At 65.9% G+C, this 18,527-nt stretch carries 14 protein-coding genes; 10 read left to right on the plus strand and 4 right to left on the minus strand.

What is annotated here, in order from left to right; genetic code table 11:
* Positions 1–114: 114 nt before the first annotated feature.
* The 3 genes from JOE66_RS01540 to JOE66_RS01550 form a co-directional block, all read right to left on the minus strand.
* A complete protein-coding gene (locus tag JOE66_RS01540; protein ID WP_205106398.1) occupies positions 115–1,491 on the minus strand; it encodes an NADP-dependent succinic semialdehyde dehydrogenase in 1,377 nt (458 codons plus the stop codon).
* 80 nt (positions 1,492–1,571) lie between these two features.
* Positions 1,572–2,234 (minus strand): GntR family transcriptional regulator, encoded by a 663-nt coding sequence (locus JOE66_RS01545; protein WP_205106399.1) that lies wholly within the window; start codon positions 2,232–2,234, stop codon positions 1,572–1,574.
* 40 nt (positions 2,235–2,274) lie between these two features.
* Positions 2,275–2,802 (minus strand): VOC family protein, encoded by a 528-nt coding sequence (locus JOE66_RS01550; protein ID WP_205106400.1) that lies wholly within the window; start codon positions 2,800–2,802, stop codon positions 2,275–2,277.
* A gap of 160 nt (positions 2,803–2,962) precedes the next feature.
* Here JOE66_RS01550 and JOE66_RS01555 point away from each other — a divergent pair, with 160 nt between their 5' ends.
* Positions 2,963–5,149 carry an alpha-ketoacid dehydrogenase subunit alpha/beta gene (locus JOE66_RS01555; RefSeq protein ID WP_205106401.1) on the plus strand — a complete coding sequence of 729 codons (2,187 nt, stop codon included), beginning with the start codon at positions 2,963–2,965 and terminating at the stop codon, positions 5,147–5,149.
* Positions 5,149–6,618: a dihydrolipoamide acetyltransferase family protein gene (locus tag JOE66_RS01560; RefSeq protein WP_205106402.1), complete on the plus strand. Its 1,470-nt coding sequence runs from the start codon at positions 5,149–5,151 to the stop codon at positions 6,616–6,618. Before JOE66_RS01555 ends, JOE66_RS01560 begins: the two co-directional genes overlap by 1 nt.
* A gap of 87 nt (positions 6,619–6,705) precedes the next feature.
* Here the strand turns inward: JOE66_RS01560 and JOE66_RS01565 are convergent, their stop codons facing one another.
* Positions 6,706–7,698: an NAD(P)-dependent oxidoreductase gene (locus JOE66_RS01565; protein ID WP_275576805.1), complete on the minus strand. Its 993-nt coding sequence runs from the start codon at positions 7,696–7,698 to the stop codon at positions 6,706–6,708.
* A 68-nt stretch (positions 7,699–7,766) separates the two neighbouring features.
* Between JOE66_RS01565 and JOE66_RS01570 the strand changes: the two genes are divergently transcribed.
* From JOE66_RS01570 to JOE66_RS01605, 8 genes are all read left to right on the plus strand, one after another.
* Entirely contained in the window at positions 7,767–8,807 is a 1,041-nt protein-coding gene (locus JOE66_RS01570; protein WP_205106404.1) for a ketopantoate reductase family protein, read from the plus strand.
* 130 nt (positions 8,808–8,937) lie between these two features.
* The gene (locus tag JOE66_RS01575) at positions 8,938–9,963 is read left to right on the plus strand and encodes an ABC transporter permease (protein ID WP_239518184.1); all 1,026 of its coding nucleotides are present in this window, start codon (positions 8,938–8,940) and stop codon (positions 9,961–9,963) included.
* 67 nt (positions 9,964–10,030) lie between these two features.
* A complete protein-coding gene (locus JOE66_RS01580; protein WP_205106405.1) occupies positions 10,031–11,146 on the plus strand; it encodes a substrate-binding domain-containing protein in 1,116 nt (371 codons plus the stop codon).
* A 101-nt stretch (positions 11,147–11,247) separates the two neighbouring features.
* Complete coding sequence (locus tag JOE66_RS01585) at positions 11,248–13,761, plus strand: ATP-binding cassette domain-containing protein (protein ID WP_307826998.1); 2,514 nt, start codon at positions 11,248–11,250, stop codon at positions 13,759–13,761.
* Positions 13,762–13,839: 78 nt separating this feature from the next.
* Positions 13,840–15,222 carry a M24 family metallopeptidase gene (locus JOE66_RS01590; protein WP_205106406.1) on the plus strand — a complete coding sequence of 461 codons (1,383 nt, stop codon included), beginning with the start codon at positions 13,840–13,842 and terminating at the stop codon, positions 15,220–15,222.
* 26 nt (positions 15,223–15,248) lie between these two features.
* Complete coding sequence (locus tag JOE66_RS01595) at positions 15,249–16,364, plus strand: zinc-dependent alcohol dehydrogenase (protein WP_205106407.1); 1,116 nt, start codon at positions 15,249–15,251, stop codon at positions 16,362–16,364.
* Between the two features lie 7 nt (positions 16,365–16,371).
* On the plus strand, positions 16,372–17,427 hold the full coding sequence (locus JOE66_RS01600; protein WP_205106408.1) for a 2,3-butanediol dehydrogenase: 1,056 nt from the start codon (positions 16,372–16,374) through the stop codon (positions 17,425–17,427).
* A 62-nt stretch (positions 17,428–17,489) separates the two neighbouring features.
* Positions 17,490–18,470 (plus strand): zinc-dependent alcohol dehydrogenase, encoded by a 981-nt coding sequence (locus JOE66_RS01605; RefSeq protein ID WP_205106409.1) that lies wholly within the window; start codon positions 17,490–17,492, stop codon positions 18,468–18,470.
* The last annotated feature ends 57 nt before the right edge of the window (positions 18,471–18,527 follow it).

The raw sequence follows: 18,527 nt of genomic DNA on the forward strand, positions 1-18,527 counted from the left end.
GATCGTGAAAGCGATTGCGGCTCAAATTGCGAATGCTCGGCTACACGTCCGGTACGAAACAGCCCCGAGTGAAAGGGCGTCGACTCGCCGGTAGCTATTCCTGGTAACCCCGGCCTATGCCTTCCAGACCGTCTTCAGATTGCAGAACTCGCGGATGCCCGCCGCCGCCAGTTCGCGCCCGTAGCCCGAGTCCTTGATGCCGCCGAACGGCAGCTCGGGATACGAGACGGTCATGCCGTTGATGAACACGGCGCCCGCGTCGAGCTCGTCGACGAAGAACTGCTCGTCGTCGGCGTCGGTCGTCCAGAGCGCCGAGCTCAGCCCGAAGGTGGTCTGGTTGGCGATGCGCGCGGCCTCTTCGCGGGTGTCGGCACGGTAGAGCGTTGCGACGGGGCCGAACGCCTCCTCGAGCACGAGCCGCATGCCGTCGTGCAGGTCGGCGATGACGGTCGGCGGGTAGAACCAGCCTGCGCCGTCGGGGGTGGTGCCACCGGTGAGGATGCTCGCCCCGTTCATCCTCGCATCATCGACGAGCTCGGCGAGATCGTCGCGCCCCGACTTGGTGGCGAGAGGCCCTACCTGGGTGGCCGCGTCGAACGGATCACCGATCACGAGGGCGGCCATCTGCTCGGTGAAGAGCCGGGTGAAGGCGTCATAGATCTCGGTGTGCACGATGAACCTCTTCGCGGCGATGCAGGACTGCCCGTTGTTCTGGGTGCGCGCGGTGACGGCAGTGGCGACGGCCTTCTCGAGGTCGGCGCTCGGCATCACGATGAACGGGTCGGAGCCGCCGAGTTCGAGCACGGCCTTCTTGATGTTGCGGCCGGCGATGGAGGCGACCGAGCGGCCAGCGGGCTCGGAGCCGGTGAGAGTGACGGCCTTGACGCGCCAGTCGTCGAGCACGGCCTCGACCTCTGCCGAACCGATCAGCAGGGTGGCGAACGAGCCGTCGGGAAAGCCGGCGCGTTCGAAGAGCGAGCCGAGGTAGAGCGCCGACTGCGGAACGTTCGAGGCGTGCTTGAGCAGACCGGTGTTGCCGGCCATCAGGGCGGGTGCGGCGAAGCGAACGACCTGCCAGAGCGGGTAGTTCCAGGGCATCACGGCGAGCACGACACCGAGCGGCTCGTAGCGCGCACCTGCCCGGGAGGCGTTCACCGCGGCCGGGTTCTCGAGAGCTTCGTAGGCGAGAAAGCCCTCTGCGTTGTCGGCGTAGAACCGCATGTTCTTGGCGCACTTCAGCGTCTCGCCTTTCGCCTGCGCGAGCGGCTTGCCCATCTCGAGCGTGAGCAACCGCGCGACGTCGTCGACCTCCTGTTCGATGAGATCGGCGGCGGCGCGCATCCATTCGGCCCGCTGGGTGAAAGAGGTGAGGCGCAGCGCACGGTACGCAGCGTCGGCGAGGGCGATGCGCCGTTCGATCTCGGCGGCGTCATGCGGCTCGAAGGTCTGCTCGGTCACACCGGTTGTGGGGTTGATTGTTGCGATGGCCATGGTGTTCCTCTTATCTGGCTGTCAGTGTTGGCTGTTCGGTCGTGGGGTAAGGCTGAGAGTTCGGATGCCCGTGCGTCTGTTCAGCCGAGTTCGAAGATCTCGGGGTGCCGGGCGAGTTCGAGCCGTGTGCGACGGATGTGGCCGAGCAGCACGCGCCCCGCGTCATCGGAATCGCGCAGTTCGATCGCTCGCACGATCATGTGGTGCTCGTCGTGCACGATGCGGTTGCTGTCGCGATCGAGCCGCATCGAGTACGCGCGGCGGTAGTGCTGGGTCATGTTCCACAGCCGGTTGACGGTGTCACCGAGCATCAGGGTCGATGCGCCCGAATAGCTCGTGAGGTGAAACTCGCGGTCGAGCTGCAGAAACTGCGAGACGTCGTGCGTACTCGCCATCTCGACGGCCAGCGCATCGAGGTGTGCGATCGTCGCCTCGTCGAGATTCGGGATGCTGTACCCGAGCAGCAGCGGCTCGATGCGCTCGCGCATCTGGTACAGCTCGTCGCACTCGGCGAGGCTCACGTGCGAGACCCAGGCCCCGGTGTTGGCGACCAGGGTGACGAGGCCCTCTGATTCGAGCATCCGTAACGCCTCGCGCACCGGCAGCCGGCTCGCGTCGTGGTCTGCTGCGATCTGTTCCTGGCGAATGCGCTCGCCCGGGGTGATCTCACCGCGCAGAATGGCTTCGCGCAGTGACCCGGCAATGCGGGAGCTGGCGATTCCATCACGTGCGACTGTGGGCATGAGTGCGCCTCTCGGGGTTGCGGTCGGTGGAGGGAGCGGGCTATTCGGCCGGCCTGGCGGGGTGCCAGAGCACGACGGGGGAGTCGCGTTCGTAGGCCTTGCCGTTCGGGTAGCTCACCAGCTCGAACTGCATGCCCCATGGACTCAGAAAATACACCCATCGCTGCCCTTCGCTTGCATTGCGGGACTCGGTCGGATCACCCAACACCCGGACGCCGTTGGCTCGCAGGTAGGCGACGGCGGCGTCGAGGTCGTCGACGTAGAAGGCCAGGTGGTGCCCGCCGATGTCGCTGTTGCGCGGCTGCGGCAGGGCGCCGTCGGCCGCTTCGTACTCGAAGACTTCGAAATTCACGCCCGTGCCGACCCGGTAGAAGGTGAGCCTGCGCATGACGGTGCGCGGATGCACGTTCAGGTGTTCGAGCATCCAGTCGCCCTGCTCATGCTCGAACGGGCCGAGGGAGTAGACGCGCTCGGCGCCGAGGATGTCGACGAAGAATCGATCGGCTTCGTCGAGGTCCGGAACGGTGAAACCGATGTGCTCGGTGCCGCGCAGGCCGGGCAGTGCCATTCGGGACTCCTTTGTCAGTGGTTGGATCCATCTTTGCCGATATCCGCATGTTTCGCCAGCGATTTGTCCAATTGGCGTTGTAATTGGATTCAATCTGTGCGTATTCTTTCAGTACTGCGGCGCCGCGTGCCCGCAGACCCAGTCAATGGAGAGAGGGACGATGCCCAAACAGCGCCGATTGGATCCAGCACAGCCATGGATTCAGGTCACCACCACGGCAGCCGACTGGAAGGCCGCCGACCCCCAGCTTCTGGCCGCCATGCTGGCCGAACTGCATCTCATCCGCGCGTTCGAGGAGACCGTGCTCGAGCTCGCGGGCGAGAGCCTCGTTCACGGGCCCGCCCATTCGAGCATCGGCCAGGAGGGCGGGGCGGTCGGCTCGATCGTGGGTCTGCGCTCGACTGATGCGATCAACGGTTCTCACCGCGGCCACCACCAGTTTCTGGCGAAGGCGTTGACGCACGTCACCGGCTCCTCGTTCGATCTCGCGAACCTCGTGACCGACGAGGTGCAGACCGTGCTGCAGAAGACGCTCGCCGAGATTCTGGGCCTCGCGCAGGGCTACTGCGCCGGTCGCGGTGGCTCGATGCACCTGCAGTGGTTCGAAGCGGGCGCGCTCGGCACCAACGCGATCGTGGGCGGTGGCGTGCCGCTCGGTGCGGGCAATGCCTGGGCGCAGAAGCACGCGAAGACCACCGACGTGACGATCAGCTACTTCGGGGACGGCGCCGTGAACATCGGCTCGGTGCTCGAGACGATGAACCTCGCCTCGGCGTGGAAGCTGCCGTTCGCCTTCTTCATCGAGAACAACGGGTACGCCGTCTCGACGAGCGTGGCCGAGTCGACGGGTGAGCCGCGGCTCTCGGCGCGAGGGCTCGGCTTCGGCATCCCCTCCTTCCGCGTCGACGGAATGGACCCCCTCGCCGTTCACCTCGTCACTCAGATGGCCGAGCAGGTCATGCGTTCGGGCGGCGGCCCGGCTGTGATCGAGGCCGAGGTCTACCGCTTCTTCCATCAGAATGGGCCGTACCCGGGCAGTGCCTTCGGGTATCGCTCCAAAGACGAAGAGGCGACCTGGCGCGCGCGCGACCCGCTCGAGCGAGTCGCGAAGGAGATGATCACCCTCGGCCAGATCGACCAGGCCGGCGTGGCCAGCGTGCGCGCCCAGGCCCAGGCCGCCATGAAGAAGGCTGTCGCCGAGCTCGTCGAGGCCGACCCCGAGGCGCAGGGCAAACGGCGCATCCGGCCGGAACTCTGGCCCGACACCGATTTTGTGAACGTGGGCGTGCGTGGCGACACCAGTGAGCTGGCGGATGCCCGAACCCTCGACCCCCTCGACTACACCGGTGAACTCGTGACCTCGAAATTCGTCGATGCCGTCTCGGGCGTGATGCGCCGGCGCATGGAACAGGATGACCGGATCGTGGTGCTCGGCGAAGACGTGCACAAGCTCGCCGGAGGTACGAACGGCGCAACGAAGAACCTCAAGAAGGAGTTCGACGACCGCGTGCTCGGCACCCCCATCTCGGAGAACGCGTTCGCCGGTCTCGGCGGGGGAATGGCGCTCGATGGGCGCTACCGGCCGGTGGTGGAGTTCATGTACCCCGACTTCATGTGGGTGGCTGCCGACCAGGTCTTCAATCAGATCGGCAAGGCCCGCCACATGTTCGGCGGGGTGAACCCGGTTCCGCTGGTCTTGCGGACCAAGATAGCGATGGGCTCGGGCTACGGCTCGCAGCACCTGATGGACCCGGCGGGCATCTTCGCCACGAGCCCCGGCTGGCGTATCGTCGCCCCTTCGACGGCGGCCGACTACATCGGGTTGATGAACGCGGCCCTGGCGCTGCAGGATCCCGTGCTCGTGATCGAACACGTCGACCTCTACTCGCAGCTCGACGGGATCCCTGCGGGAGACCTCGACTACCAGCTGCCGTTCGGCAAGGCCGGTGTGCGCCGCGAGGGCAACGACGTGACGGTCATCAGCTACCTGTCGATGGTGCGTCATGCACTCGAAGCGGTGGAGCTGACCGGGATCGACGCTGAAGTGATCGATCTGCGCTGGCTCGACCGGGCATCCATCGACTGGGAGACACTCGGAGAGAGCATTCGCAAGACGAACGCGGTGCTGATCGTGGAGCAGGGCGCGCAGGGCACCTCGTATGGCGGCTGGCTCGCCGATGAGCTGCAACGGCGGTTCTTCGACTATCTCGACCAGCCGATCGAGCGGGTGACCGGTGGCGAAGCCAGCCCGAGCATCTCGCGGGTGTTGGAGCGTGCCGCGATCGCGCGCACCGAAGAAGTGGTCGAGGGCCTCGAGCGTGTTCGGCGCGGAATGGGAGCGAACTGATGTCGACGATCATCCGCATGCCAGAGGTTCTGGCCAATACGAGCGAGGCGTCGATTCAGACCTGGCTGGTGAAACTGGGAGACCAGATCGCTGTCGGGTCGCCGCTGGCCGAGGTCGAGACCGAGAAGGCGGTCGTGGAGTATGCGGCTGAGACCGGCGGCACCGTGCTCGAGCTGCTCGTGGCAGAGGGTGACTCGATCGCTGTCGGTGAGCCGATCGCCGTCGTGGGTGAGGTGGGCGAGCAGCCGGCGACCGCAGCGCCAATAATCTCGTCTCCCGCGGCTGCTGCTCCTTCGTCCACGGCAGCTGAACCACCCGAGCCCGAGACCGCTCCAGAGGTCGAGACGCCGGCGCTCGAGGGCCTGCCGACGGTCTTGCCGCCTTCAGCTCCGGATGCCCGGGCGACAGCCGACTCTGCCGAAGTAGCCGATGATGCTGCGGTGAGGCCCGGCGCCGCGGGGGGGCGCCTCTTTGTGAGTCCCATCGTTCGCCGTCTCGCGAGGGAACGCGGTCTCGACCTGTCCCAGGTCAGAGGGTCTGGGCCAGGCGGGCGCATCGTACGCCGCGACATCGACGGTCTTGCCACGACTCAGGTCGCCGCCGTGGCCGGGGCCGTTACTGAGCCGAGTGCTGAACAGGCTGCGGTTGCGGTTGCTCTTCCGGTCGCTGTGGCTGCGCCGGCTGCTCCCGCCGCTGTCGTTGCTGCGCCCGCCGCCCCTGCTACCGCCGTGGCTACTCCCGCTCCTGCGGCTCCAGTGGTGGCTGCACCAGCGCCAGCTGCACCGGCCGGGGCGTACGAGGAGATCCCGCACACCGGAATGCGCCGGGCCATCGCCAGGCGCCTCACCGAGAGCAAGTCGACGGTGCCGCACTTCTACCTCGTCGCCGATTGCACTGTGGATGCCCTGCTCGAGCTGCGGGCGCGAGTGAATGAGGCGTCACCGGTGAAGATCTCGGTCAACGACTTCGTGCTGAAGGCCGCTGCAGCCGCGTTCACCGACGTGCCAGAGGCCAACGCGACCTGGGGAGAGAATGCCATACGGCGGTACTCCACCGTCGACATGTCGGTCGCTGTGTCGATCGACGGCGGGCTGGTCACGCCGGTGTTGCGGTCGGTCGAGAAGATGGCGCTCAGCGAGGTGTCGAGAACGGTCGTCGAGCTCGCCGAACGCGCCCGCGCGGGGCGATTGAAGCAGCACGAACTCGAGGGAGGCAGCTTCGCGGTGTCGAACCTCGGCATGTACGGCGTCACGGAGTTCTCTGCCATCATCAATCCGCCGCAGTCGGCGATCCTGGCCGTCGGTCGGGCTCGGCCGCTGCCGGTCGTCGTCGACGGCGAGCTCGCTGTTGCCACGGTGATGACGGTCACGATGTCGGCCGATCACCGAGTACTCGACGGGGCGCTCGCGGCACAGTGGCTGGCAGCGTTCGTGCGGCGCATCGAGAACCCTTTGAGCATCCTCATCTAGCTCTGCGAGGGGCGCGAGTACCGCAGTGCGGCCGGCACGGTCTTGTTCCCGTGCCGGCCGCACAGGCCCGACCCCGTGCCGGGCGCGTCAGGACGAACGGCTCCGCGTGATCTCGGCGATCGCCGACCAGTCACGGTCGGCGATCTCGGGGTCGGCCAGGGCTGCATCGAAGAGCTCGTGCAGCACAGCTGCGGTCGGCAGCGATGCCCCATTCCCTGCGGCAGCCTGCTCGGTGAGCCTGAGATCTTTGAGCCCGAGCGCGACGGTGAACGATGGGTTGTAGTCGCGCGCAGCAATGGCCCGGCCATACCCGGTGTAGGCGCTGCCGGTGTAGGCCGCATCGGTGAGAATGTTCACGAAGGTCTGGCCGTCGACCCCGCCGCGTTCGACGAGGTTGATCGATTCACCCAGGGCCTGCAGGGTATGGATGAGGTTGTAGTTGACCCCGATCTTCACCAGGTTCGCCGTGCTCGGCCGGGCCCCCACGCGCCACGTCGTCTTTCCGAGCACGTCGAGGAAGGGCTGTGCACGGTTGATGTCCTTCTCGGCTCCGCCGGCGACGATGTTGAGCTGCCCCGCCGCTGCGACGGGCGGTCGACCCAGAACGGGCGCAGCGACGTAGGCCACCGAGGCGCTCGCGTGCCGCTCGGCGAGACGGTCGGCGGCCTCGACGCTCACGGTCGCCATGTTGATGTGCAGGGCATCCGGTGGCGCGGTTGCGAGCACTGCCGCGGTGAAGACGCTCTCACATGCCGCGTCGTTCGCCAGGATCGAGATCACGATACCGGCCTGTAGGGCTTCGTCAATGGATGCTGCGGCCACCGCGCCGTGGGCGACAAGCTCGTGCACGGCGGCAGCCGACCGGTTCCACACGTGGACGGTATGACCTGCCTCGATGAGCCTCTTCGCCATGACCGATCCCATGGTGCCGAGTCCGAGGAATGCGATGTCTGCCATGGGTGTGCCTTTCGAAGAGCGGGGAGGCTGGGAGTGCGCGCCGACAACTCGGGCTGCACGTACACAATTTGATAACGGTGTGTAGTTGAGCTTAACATCTGTGCGTCTTTGGTATACATTCAAATCCGTGGTTCTCTCCGGCTGAGACCGGGTTCCGCACAGCCCATCATCGAGTACACAGGAGTACGCGCATGCCCCCCAAGAGAATCGCCTTCGTTGGAACCGGTGCGAACGGTGCCGCCATCGCCGCAGACCTCACGCGGGCGGGGCTCGACGTGACGTTCATCGAACAGTGGCCGGCCCACGTCGAAGCGATGCGCACGAAGGGAATCCGCGTGCAGATGCCCGCCGAGACCGTCGTCACTCCGGTCACGGCGATCCACCTCTACGAGGTCGCGCAGCAACGGCGACACTTCGACATCGTCTTTGTGCTGGTGAAGGCCTACGACACCCGGTGGGCCTGCGAGCTGATCAAGCCGCTGGTCGCTCCCGACGGCCTCGTGGTCGGCCTGCAGAACGGCATGTCGCTCGACGACATCGCAGACATCGTCGGCCCGGAGCGAACCATCGGGGCGGTCATCGAGGTGGCCGGCAATATGTATGAGCCGGGTGTGGTCAACCGACAGACCCCGCCGAGCGGTTCGTGGTTCGCGCTCGGTGCCTACGATGAGTCAGCCCGCGGCAGGGAGCACGAGATCGCCGATGTTCTCGGTCACGCGGGCACCGTGCAGGTGTACGAGAAGGTTCGCGCCGCAAAGTGGGGCAAGCTGATCGTGAATGCCGGCGAGCTGGTGCCGTCGGCCATCCTCGGGATGCCCCTGGCCGACGTCGTCGAGGTTCCGCGCATGCATGAGTTCATGCTGCAGGTCTGCCGTGAAGCCGCTGACGTGGCTGTGGCCTCCGGCATCGAGCTCGTGCCCATCTTCGGACTGCAGAATCTCGATCTGAACGACTCCCACAGCTATGGCAACTCGCTGCTGAATGCGGTGCTCGAGCGGTACTCCCTTCCCGACACCAAGACCACCGTGTTGCAGGACTGGATCAAGGGACGGCGCAGTGAAGTCCACGAGATCAACGGGCTTGTCGTCGAGCTCGGACGGCGTTTCGGGGTCGACACCACGGCGAACACCGTGACCGTCGAGGTCGCCCGGCGGATCGAGGCGGGCGAACTGAAGGAACAGCCGGCCAACGCTGCTCTGCTGACGGCTGTGCTGGCCCCGTCTGCTGCCTGATGAGCAGATTCTCATCACGTCTGGCCGATGATTCTCGTTCTGCTCTTGTGAACGCGACGAAGACTTTGTACAGTGACAGTGAACATTCGCTCGAACACCGCAGTAGGCGAGTGGCAACCCAGGAGAAATCATGGCTGACGCAATGACGCGCGACGCACCACGACTGACGAGTGCACGATTCACCGTCTCGAAGGGTCTGATCACCGTCGGCAGCGCAACCGTGCTTCTGTTCGTGATCAGCGGGGTTCTTGCGCCTTCGAGCATCTCGGGGACCTCGCTGTCTGGCATGCTCCCGATCGCCTGTGTGCTCGCGGTCGCGGGCCTCGGCCAGATGCTCGTGGTGCAGCAGGGCGGCATCGACCTCTCTGTGCCGGGCATGATCTCACTGACCGCTGTGATCGTCACCCACAATCCCGACGGCAACGATGCACTGCTGATTCCGGCGATCGCGCTCGCGGCGACATTCGCCGTGCTGGCCGGCTTCGCCAACGGTCTCATGATCGGCAGACTGGGTCTCAACCCGATCATTGCGACACTCGGCACCAATGCGCTGTTGTACGGTGCAGACCTCGCGATCTCGGGCGGCAGGCCCCGCATCACCACCAAGCTGATGCAGACGATCTCCGGCGGACAGACGCTCGGCATTCCCAATTCGGTGTTCTTCGCCATCGGAGTGCTGCTCGTCGTCACACTGTTGGTGAAGAAGACAGTGGCCGGCCGTCGCTTCGAGGCGGTCGGCGCGAACCCGGAGGCCGGCCGCGCCATCGGGCTGCGTGTGAGCAGCCATCGCACGCTCGCCTACGTGTGGGCCCAGCTCCTGTACTGCCTGGCCGGGGTCATGATCGCTGGCATCACCGCGCAGCCCTCTGCTTTCGAAGGCGACAAGTTCCTGCTCCCGTCTGTGGCGGTCGTCGTGCTCGGTGGTACCTCGCTCCTCGGCGGGCGGGGCTTTCCGCTCGCAACGGTCATCGCAGCGGTGTTCCTGCAGCAGCTCACACAGTTCGTCATCACGCTCGGCGTCTCCACGGCCATCCAGACCCTTGTTCAGGCTGCCGCGCTCGGGGTGGGCGTCTCGCTCTACACCGTCAACTGGAGAGCCGTCTTCGCCCGTTTCTCACGCACTACCCGCGCACCTGTTCCTGCAGGCGCGATCTAACACCTAAGAACTTCGGTCGACAGGCCGGAGCGTGACAGAGGCGTCACGCCCACATTGGAGGAAGAAAATGAAACCTCGCACCAAATTTGCATCCGTTGCCGCCCTGGCAGCGGCAGCGGCCCTCATCCTGACCGGATGCGGAACCGCGGGCGGCGCAGCGAGCGGCGGCAGCAGCGCCGCCGCCGGCGCAGTCACCCACGTCGAAGGCGCACCCTCGTGGTGCGGCACCAAGCCCATCTCGTTCGCCCTGCTCGACGGCTTCGGCGGCAACAGCTGGCGTCTCGTCACGACGGCCTCGGGTAAAGACGAGGCCTCGAAGTGCCCGAGCGTCACGAAGTTCACCTACGCAGACGGCCAGGGCTCGACCGAGAAGGCGAGCTCCGACATCAAGGGCATGGTCGCCAGTGGCGTCAACGCGATGGTCGTGTTCCCGGATGCCGGTAAAGCGGTTCTCCCGGCACTCACCTCCGCCTACACGGCCGGTGTTGTCACGGTGCCGTACCGCGTCGACCCAGGTGGACAGGCCGGTGTCAATTTCGACAAGTGGATCGGTGACGACTTCACGAACGACGGCACGAACTGGGCGAACTGGATCCAGAAGAACGTCCCTGCTGGCGGAAACATCCTCTTCCTCGGTGGCCCGGCGGGAAACAGCCAGAGCACCGACGAGTACAACGCCATGTCGAAGGTTCTCGGTAGCACGTACACCTTCATCGGTGAGACCCCGTTCCAGCCCACCAACTGGGACCCGACGCTCACGCAGCAGCTGCTGACGGCCGACATCGCCAAGTACCCGAAGATCGACGTCATCGTCTCTGACTTCGGCCCGACCCTCGTCAGTTCGCTTCCTCTGTTCCCGCAGAGCGGCCGCTCGATTCCGGCCCTGGCCACCTCTGACGGCAACTCCCTGAGCTGCTTCTGGGAAGACAACCACGCGGCGAACCCCGACTTCAAGCTGATGACGGTGGCGACAGGTAACGACAACGTTCGCCTGGCAGTCGACTATGCGGTCGCGAAAGCGACCGGCGGCGAGATCCCGACCGACGATTCGTTCAAGGGCCCGATCTTCGAAGACTCTGTCAGCCAGCAGCCTCACGGCGTGCAGTGTGACAAGTCCCTTCCTGGCGACGTCTACCTCTCGGCCCAGATGCCGGGAGCCCAGCAGGCGACTCTCGGAAAGTAGCGCACCCGCGCTGCATCGACCGATAGCCCTCGGTCGGGCCGGTCGCTCCTGAAGCGACCGGCCCGACTGCTCTCTCACCCACGACATTTCAAAGGCGAACCGTGAACACCTTCCAGGAAACCGAAACCCCGACACGCCCCGCCACCCTGGCGATGTCGGGAATCTCGAAGTACTACGCCGGCGTCGCGGCGCTGACAGACGTTTCGGTCGAGATCCACCCCGGCGAGGTGCACGCTATTCTCGGCGAGAACGGTGCAGGCAAGTCGACGCTGATGAACATCGCATCGGGCCAGACGCCCCCGAGTTCGGGTTCGATCGCTATGGGCGGGCAGGTCTTCGACAGTCTCACCCCGACCCTCGCCGGCAGCCTCGGTGTGGCGATCGTGCACCAGCACCCTGCGGTGCTTGGTGACATGACCGTCGAAGAGAACCTGCGGGTCGCCTTGCCGAGTTCCGTCTTCTCGGGCCAGGGTGACTCCGACGCTGTCGCACAGTCGCTTCTCACCGGTGTCGGCCTGCACGTTCACCTGAAAGACCGCGTCGAGACCCTCACTCTTGCCCAGAAGCACCTGCTCGAGATCGCCAAGGCCTTCGCGCGAAAGCCGACGCTCTTGATCCTCGACGAACCAACCGCCCCGCTCGGCCGCGAGGCCGTCGACCTGCTCTTCGGTCGTGTTCGTGAAGCGGTGGCCGCCGGTACCTCGGTCGTCTACATCACGCACCGCCTCGCAGAGGTGCGCGAACTCGCCGATCGCGTCACAGTGCTGCGCGACGGCAAGGTGCGCGGCACCGCGAACGTCGACGAGATCACCGACGATGCACTGCTGGCCCTGATTGTGGGCCGCACGCTCGAATCGACTTTTCCGGCAAAGATCGACCTGCCGATGGATGCCCAGCTCAACTTCGATGTCGCCGGCATCTCTGGCCCGGGGTTCGCCGACGTCAGCATCGCCGGCCGCCGAGGCGAGATCATCGGCGTGGCCGGTGTCGTCGGCAACGGCCAGAGCGAACTGCTCAGGGCACTCGCAGGGCTCGAGAGCTTTGACGGCACAGTGACGATCGGCGGCACGGCCTACACTCCCCGTGAACTGCTGCATCGTGCCGCCTTCATGCCGGCCGACCGTCATCGCGAGGGGCTGATGATGTCGTTGAATGTTCGCGAGAACGCAGCCATCTCAGCGCTCAAGAAGTTCCGGTCGACCTACCTTCTCAGCCGGGGCAAGGAACTCGACGCGGTGACCGAGTCGCTCACCGAGCTGTCGGTCAAGGCACCGTCGCTGGATGCACCGGTCGGTGCCCTTTCCGGTGGAAACCAGCAGAAGGTCGTGATCGCGCGAGCCCTGCTCTCTGATCCGGTGCTTCTCATCGCCGACGAGCCGACCCAGGGCGTCGATGTCGGTGCGCGGGTGGAGATCTATCGCATTCTGCGCGAGGCGTCGGCCAACGGCATCCCGGTGATCATCGCCTCGTCTGATGCAAAAGAGCTCGAGGGCCTGTGCGACAGGGTCATCGTCATGTCGCGTGGCCACCTCGTCAGAACACTCTCCGGCGATGAGATCACCGAACAGGCCATTGTCATGGCCGCAGTGAGCTCGACCACCCATACCATCCAGCTCGCCATGGACGGCAAGACGAAGGCGCGGTCGACGGGGTTCCGTCGTTTTCTCCAGGGCGACTACGCACCGTCGGCGCTCCTGGTCGCGGTGATCGTCGTTCTGGGCGGCTACGTGCTGACGCAGAACCCGCAGTACCTGGGCAGCTTCAACATCTTCTCCATGCTGATGACGGCCTGCGGGCTGGGGGCCATCGCTCTGGGTCAGACCATCCCGTTGCTTCTTGGGGGCATCGACCTCTCGGTCGGGCCCCTGGCCGGATTTCTGGTCGTCATTGCCTCGTTCTTCGTCAATGACGGCGCATCTGCGGCGACGATCGCGCTCGGTCTTCTCCTGATGATCGCAACGGCGGCAACGGTGGGCCTCGTCAATGCGGTGCTGATTCGCTACCTCAAATTCACGCCCATCGCCGCAACCCTGACCCTCTACATCGCGCTGGGCGGGTTCGCCTTTCTGTTGCGCGACACCCAGGGGGGCTACATCAACACCGATTTCACCAAGAATCTCTCCACGTCAGTGGGGCCGATCCCGGTGGTCTTCATCGTTCTGGTCGCGATCGCCCTGCTCGCGGAGTACTTTCTGCGCAAGCGCCGCTGGGGCTGGAACCTACGGGCCGTGGGCTCGAACGAGGAGTCAGCGCGCAGCGTCGGTGTTCCGGTCAACCGCACGGTGATTCTCGGCTACGTGCTGACCTCGCTCTTCGTGTTCCTCGGTGCGATCATCCTGATGACCCAGATCGGCATCGGCGACCCCGCAGCAGGATCGAGTTACACGCTCACGAGCATCACTGCCGTGGTGCTCGGTGGAACAAGCCTGTTGGGCGGCCGCGGCACGTTCATCGGCTCGCTTCTCGGGGCCATCCTGCTCACCCAGGTGCTCAATGCGACCACTGTTCTGGGGCTCGGCAGCGTGTTCCAGTACGTCTTCCAGGGCCTTCTCATCCTCATTGCAGCGATCGTGTACTCGGTTGCCCGCTCGCGTAGACGCAAGGCAGCGGCATGATGTCCGGCTGATCGGCTGATCGGCTGAATGGCTGCACGCTTCACCTCAGACACTCGTATTCCTGAAGGGAATCTCATCATGACCACAGCAACCTTCGGCACCAATGCCGTCGATTGGGAAGACCGCATCAACTTCGACCGCTTACGCACCCAGCGGCTCGCGAAGCTCAAAGCCGAGCTTCAGACCTCGGACCTCGGTGCGGTGCTCGCGTTCGACTTCTCGAACATCCGCTACATGTCGGCGACACACATCGGCACCTGGGCCATGGACAAGCTGATTCGTTTCTCGCTTCTCACGCGCAACAGCGACCCCATCGTGTGGGATTTTGGGTCTGCCGCCAAACACCACCAGCTCTACAACCCCTGGCTGTCGACGACGACGGCCGAGGCCGACGCAGACCCCCATGCGCCCCACCACGGGGCGGTGAAACCGCGGCTCGAATCGGGCGCGCGTGCTGGCATATCGACCCTGCGCGGTGCTTTCAGCCCCGACGCCGAGATCGCCGAAGGGGTGGCCAAGAAGATCAAGCGTGAACTCGAGAAGTTCGGCCTGCAGAACGAGCCGCTCGGCGTGGACGTCATCGAGCTGCCCATCCTCTTCGCCCTGCAGAAGGAGGGCATCACGGTGGTCGACGGCCAGCAGGTCTTCCTGCGGGCGCGAACGGTCAAGACGGGCGACGAGATCGCCCTGCTGAGCCAGGCCGCGTCGATGGTGGATGCCGCGTACGAGTCGCTCTACGAATTCCTGCGGCCGGGCGTGCGGGAGAACGAGGCCGTCGGGCTGGTCTCGAAGGTGTTGTACGACCTCGGCTCTGAGTACGTGGAGGGCGTCAACGCGATCTCGGGTGAGCGCTGCTCGCCGCATCCGCATGTCTATTCCGATCGGCTGATCCGCCCCGGCGACCCGGCGTTCTTCGACATCCTGCACAGCTACCAGGGGTACCGAACGTGCTACTACCGCACCTTCGCGGTCGGTTCGGCGAGCAGTGCGCAGCATGATGCCTACAAGATCGCCCGAGAGTATATGGACAAGGCGATCGCGCTGGTGCGCCCCGGCGCGACCACAGCAGACATCGTGCGCGTCTGGCCGAAGGCGCAGGAGTTCGGATTTCCCGACGAGGAGGCGGCTTTCGCGCTGCAGTACGGCCACGGCGTCGGCCTCTCGATCTGGGAGAAACCGATCTTCTCGCGGCTGGTCTCGCTCGATCATCCGGAGACCCTCGTCGAGGGAATGGTGTTCGCGCTCGAGACCTACTGGCCGTCAGCCGACGGCATCGGGGCCGCCCGCATCGAGGAGGAGCTCGTCGTCACCGCGACCGGCTGCGAGGTCATCACGAAGTTCCCAGCCGAAGACCTGCTCGTAGCGGGCCAGCGCTACTACAGTGTCGGGGGTGCCCTGCCGCTGCTGCGCAACTCGCAGTCGCACCTGAACACGGCCGCCGGGCGCGGCGAGGTGGTCTAGTCGATGCAGACGGAAGGAGCCGGATCATGAGGGCGGCTGTCTACCACGGCGACCACGACGTTCGTCTGGCAGAGGTGCCAGCACCCGAGCGCAAGCAGGGTGAGGCCCTCATCAAGGTGCTGCGTAGTGGCATGTGCGGCACCGATGCCACGGAGTGGAAGGCCGGGCCGATCATCTTTCCGATCGGCCTCGAGCACCCGGTGAGCCACCACAGCGGGCCGATGATTCCCGGCCACGAGTTCGTCGGCGAGATCGTCGAGACGGGTGCCGACAGCCGTTTCGCCGTCGGCGACCTCGTTGCGAGCGGGGCCGGCATCTCGTGCGGAACGTGCGCCCGGTGTCTGGAGGGCCGCACCAACCTCTGCCTGAACTACTACACGCTGGGCCTGAACGTCGACGGCGGAATGGCCGAGTTCGTCTCCTGCCCCGAGCGAGCGCTCGTCGCCCTCCCGCCCGGGCTCTCGCTCGACCTGGCAGGGCTCGCCCAGCCGCTCGCCGTTGGCCTGCACGCTGCCCGGCGTTCGGGGGCCGTCGACGGCGACACGGTGGTGATCATCGGCGCGGGAGCGATCGGGTCGTTCGTGCTCGCCGGCGTCACCTCGCTCGCCCAGGTCGACGTCACCGTGATCGATTTCGACGGCCCCCGGCTCGACCGGGCGCTGAGGCTCGGTGCGACACGCGTGGTCGCTGCGGGGCCGGATGCCCGGGCATCCGTTCTCGATGCAGTCGGCCCGCGCGGCGCCGATGTCGTGATCGAGGCGAGCGGGGCACCCGGCCAACTCAACCATGCGATCTCCCTCGTGCGCAACGGAGGCACGATCCTGCAGGTGGGGCTGCCGTCGTCTGAGCAGACGGTCGACATCCACGCGCTGGTGATGCGCGAGATCACCGTGCGAACCACGCTCGCCCACGTCTGCGGCGACGACCTCGGGCCGGCGCTTGACGTACTGTCGTCGACGAACCTCGGCCCCGAGTTGCTCGAGGGGGTGCTGCCGCTCGACGACCTCGCTGCCCAGCTCGAGCGCCTCGCGACCGGCAGGCTCGACGGCAAGGTGCTGTTCGACCCGACGCTTCGTGCAGCGGAGCACAACCTGGCAACACCAACCACCACACAGAAGACGAACGAACAGAACGAACGGTGAGCGAAAAATGAAGGCAGCAGTATTCCACGGGGCACACGACATCCGCGTCGAAGATGTCGGCACACCGCGGCCCCTGGCTGGCGAGGTCCTGCTGCGCCCCTACTGGTGCGGTATCTGCGGAACCGACCTGCACGAGTACGCCATGGGGCCGATCGTGATCCCGTCGAGCCCACACCCACTCACGGGCGCCACTGCACCGCAGGTGCTTGGCCACGAATTCTCGGCTGAAGTGGTCGAGCTGGGCGCAGGAGTGACGAACGTCACCGTTGGCCAGCGCGTCTCGGTGATGCCGCTGCTCTACTGTGGCCAGTGCTACTACTGCCGCAGGGGTCTCAATCACCTGTGCCGGTCGATGGCCTGTGTCGGCCTCAGCTACCAGTCGGGAGGCATCGCCGAGCTCGCCGTCGTACCCGCTACGCATGTCAGCGTTCTGCCCGACTCGATGACCGAACTGCAGGGCGCGCTGGTCGAACCGGGTGCCGTCGCCGCCTACGGGGTCGACACCGCGCAGGTGCGTGCTGGCGACACCGTGCTCATCACCGGCGCGGGCCCGATCGGGGCGCTCGCCGCGCTCTATGCCTCTTCGCTCGGCGCGAACATCTTCATCTCAGAACTCAACCCGACGCGGGCCGCGCTGGCTGTGAGCCTCGATGTGGGCGAGGTGCTCGACCCGTCGAAGATCGACGTCGCTGCGTGGCTGAAGGACCACACGGACGGCATCGGCGCCGACGCCGTCATCGAGTGCTCGGGCAACGAGCGGGCGCTGCAGACGGCGATCGCCGCCGTGCGCTCGGCGGGCCGTATCTCGCAGACCGGGCTGCACACCAGGGCCGCGGCCATCGACCCGATGGTGCTCTCGGAGCACGACATCACGCTCTCGGGCACCTGGTGCTACCCCGTCACCGACTGGCCGCGCATCATCGACCTCATCTCGCGGGGCCGTTACCCGGTCGAGAAGGTCGTGAGCGCCCAGATCTCGATGGACGACATCGTGGCCAAGGGCTTCGAGACCCTGCTGTCGCCGACTGGCGACCAGGTGAAGGTTCTCGTCAACGCACGCTGACACGTCACGCGGATGACGCATCGCATCCCTGAAACTTCGAGCTGAACATCGACAGGAACACCATGAAGGCATTGCAGTACGTCGACCAGAACGAACCGCGGGTCTCCGAACTCGCCGTTCCCGAGATCGCCGACGACGAGGTGCTCGTCGCGGCACGCTCAGTGGGCGTCTGTCACTCCGACATCGACCTACTCGAGGGGCGGTACATCATCCCGTTCTCATACCCCATCATTCCGGGGCACGAGTGGTCGGGCGAAGTGGTGCGAGTGGGGTCGAAGGTCACGCAGTTCGCTGCCGGCGACCGTGTGGTGGGTGAGTGCGTCATCGGTGACGACCACTTCGGGTTCTCGATCAGCGGGGCTGCGGCCGAGTTCTTCGTAGCCAAACCGGCGTGGCTGCATCATCTGCCCGACGGCATCTCGTTCACCAATGGCGCCCTCGTCGAGCCGTTCAGCGTGGCCTACGCCGGGCTGATGCGGGTCGGCAACGTCAATGCCAGCGACGTGCTGGTGGTGTTGGGTGCCGGCCCGATCGGACTGGCGGTGACTGCCGCCGCGTCGGCTCTCGGAGCACTCACGATCGTGGTCGAGCCCTCGCCCGAACGCCAGCGCGCCGCGCTTGCCCTCGGAGCGGCCGCGGCTGTCGGCCCCGACGAGATCGAGGCCGCGCTCGCTCTCCGGTCGGGAGGGAGAGGCGCCGACGTGGTCGTCGAGGCGAGCGGTCGACCCGATGTCATGGCCCGCGCGCTCGAACTCGCGGCCTTTCGCGGCAGGGTGGCCTACATCGGCATCGATGTCGGGCGGGAGGCGCCGGCGAAGCTGGGCCTGATCCAGTCGAAAGAATTGCGTATCACCGGCTCGATCGGCTCGCCGGGGGTGTGGCCTGAGACCCTTCGCTTCCTCGCCCAGACCGGCATCGACCTGAGCCCGCTCGTCACCCAGCAGTTCGTCGTGGACGAGGCTCTCGACGCTCTGGATGCTGCACACCACCCGGCCACGACCATCAAGGCGCACATCCAGTTCACGGGCTCGCTGCCCCAGTAGTCTCGCTGCCCGGGTAGGGCGAATGACGAAGCCCCCGCGATCATCCGGTCGCGGGGG

It is taken from the genome of Subtercola frigoramans (genome assembly GCF_016907385.1).
Lineage (GTDB): Bacteria > Actinomycetota > Actinomycetes > Actinomycetales > Microbacteriaceae > Subtercola > Subtercola frigoramans.

Excerpts from the sequence above, each read along its gene's own strand:
- JOE66_RS01570 (WP_205106404.1), top strand. The coding sequence starts at position 7,767 with ATGCCCCCCAAGAGAATCGCCTTCGTTGGAACCGGTGCGAACGGTGCC.
- JOE66_RS01575 (WP_239518184.1), top strand. The coding sequence starts at position 8,938 with ATGGCTGACGCAATGACGCGCGACGCACCACGACTGACGAGTGCACGA.
- JOE66_RS01605 (WP_205106409.1), top strand. The coding sequence starts at position 17,490 with ATGAAGGCATTGCAGTACGTCGACCAGAACGAACCGCGGGTCTCCGAA.
- JOE66_RS01555 (WP_205106401.1), top strand. The coding sequence starts at position 2,963 with ATGCCCAAACAGCGCCGATTGGATCCAGCACAGCCATGGATTCAGGTC.
- JOE66_RS01600 (WP_205106408.1), top strand. The coding sequence starts at position 16,372 with ATGAAGGCAGCAGTATTCCACGGGGCACACGACATCCGCGTCGAAGAT.
- JOE66_RS01580 (WP_205106405.1), top strand. The coding sequence starts at position 10,031 with ATGAAACCTCGCACCAAATTTGCATCCGTTGCCGCCCTGGCAGCGGCA.
- JOE66_RS01545 (WP_205106399.1), bottom strand. The coding sequence starts at position 2,234 with ATGCCCACAGTCGCACGTGATGGAATCGCCAGCTCCCGCATTGCCGGG.
- JOE66_RS01540 (WP_205106398.1), bottom strand. The coding sequence starts at position 1,491 with ATGGCCATCGCAACAATCAACCCCACAACCGGTGTGACCGAGCAGACC.
- JOE66_RS01550 (WP_205106400.1), bottom strand. The coding sequence starts at position 2,802 with ATGGCACTGCCCGGCCTGCGCGGCACCGAGCACATCGGTTTCACCGTT.
- JOE66_RS01595 (WP_205106407.1), top strand. The coding sequence starts at position 15,249 with ATGAGGGCGGCTGTCTACCACGGCGACCACGACGTTCGTCTGGCAGAG.
- JOE66_RS01590 (WP_205106406.1), top strand. The coding sequence starts at position 13,840 with ATGACCACAGCAACCTTCGGCACCAATGCCGTCGATTGGGAAGACCGC.
- JOE66_RS01560 (WP_205106402.1), top strand. The coding sequence starts at position 5,149 with ATGTCGACGATCATCCGCATGCCAGAGGTTCTGGCCAATACGAGCGAG.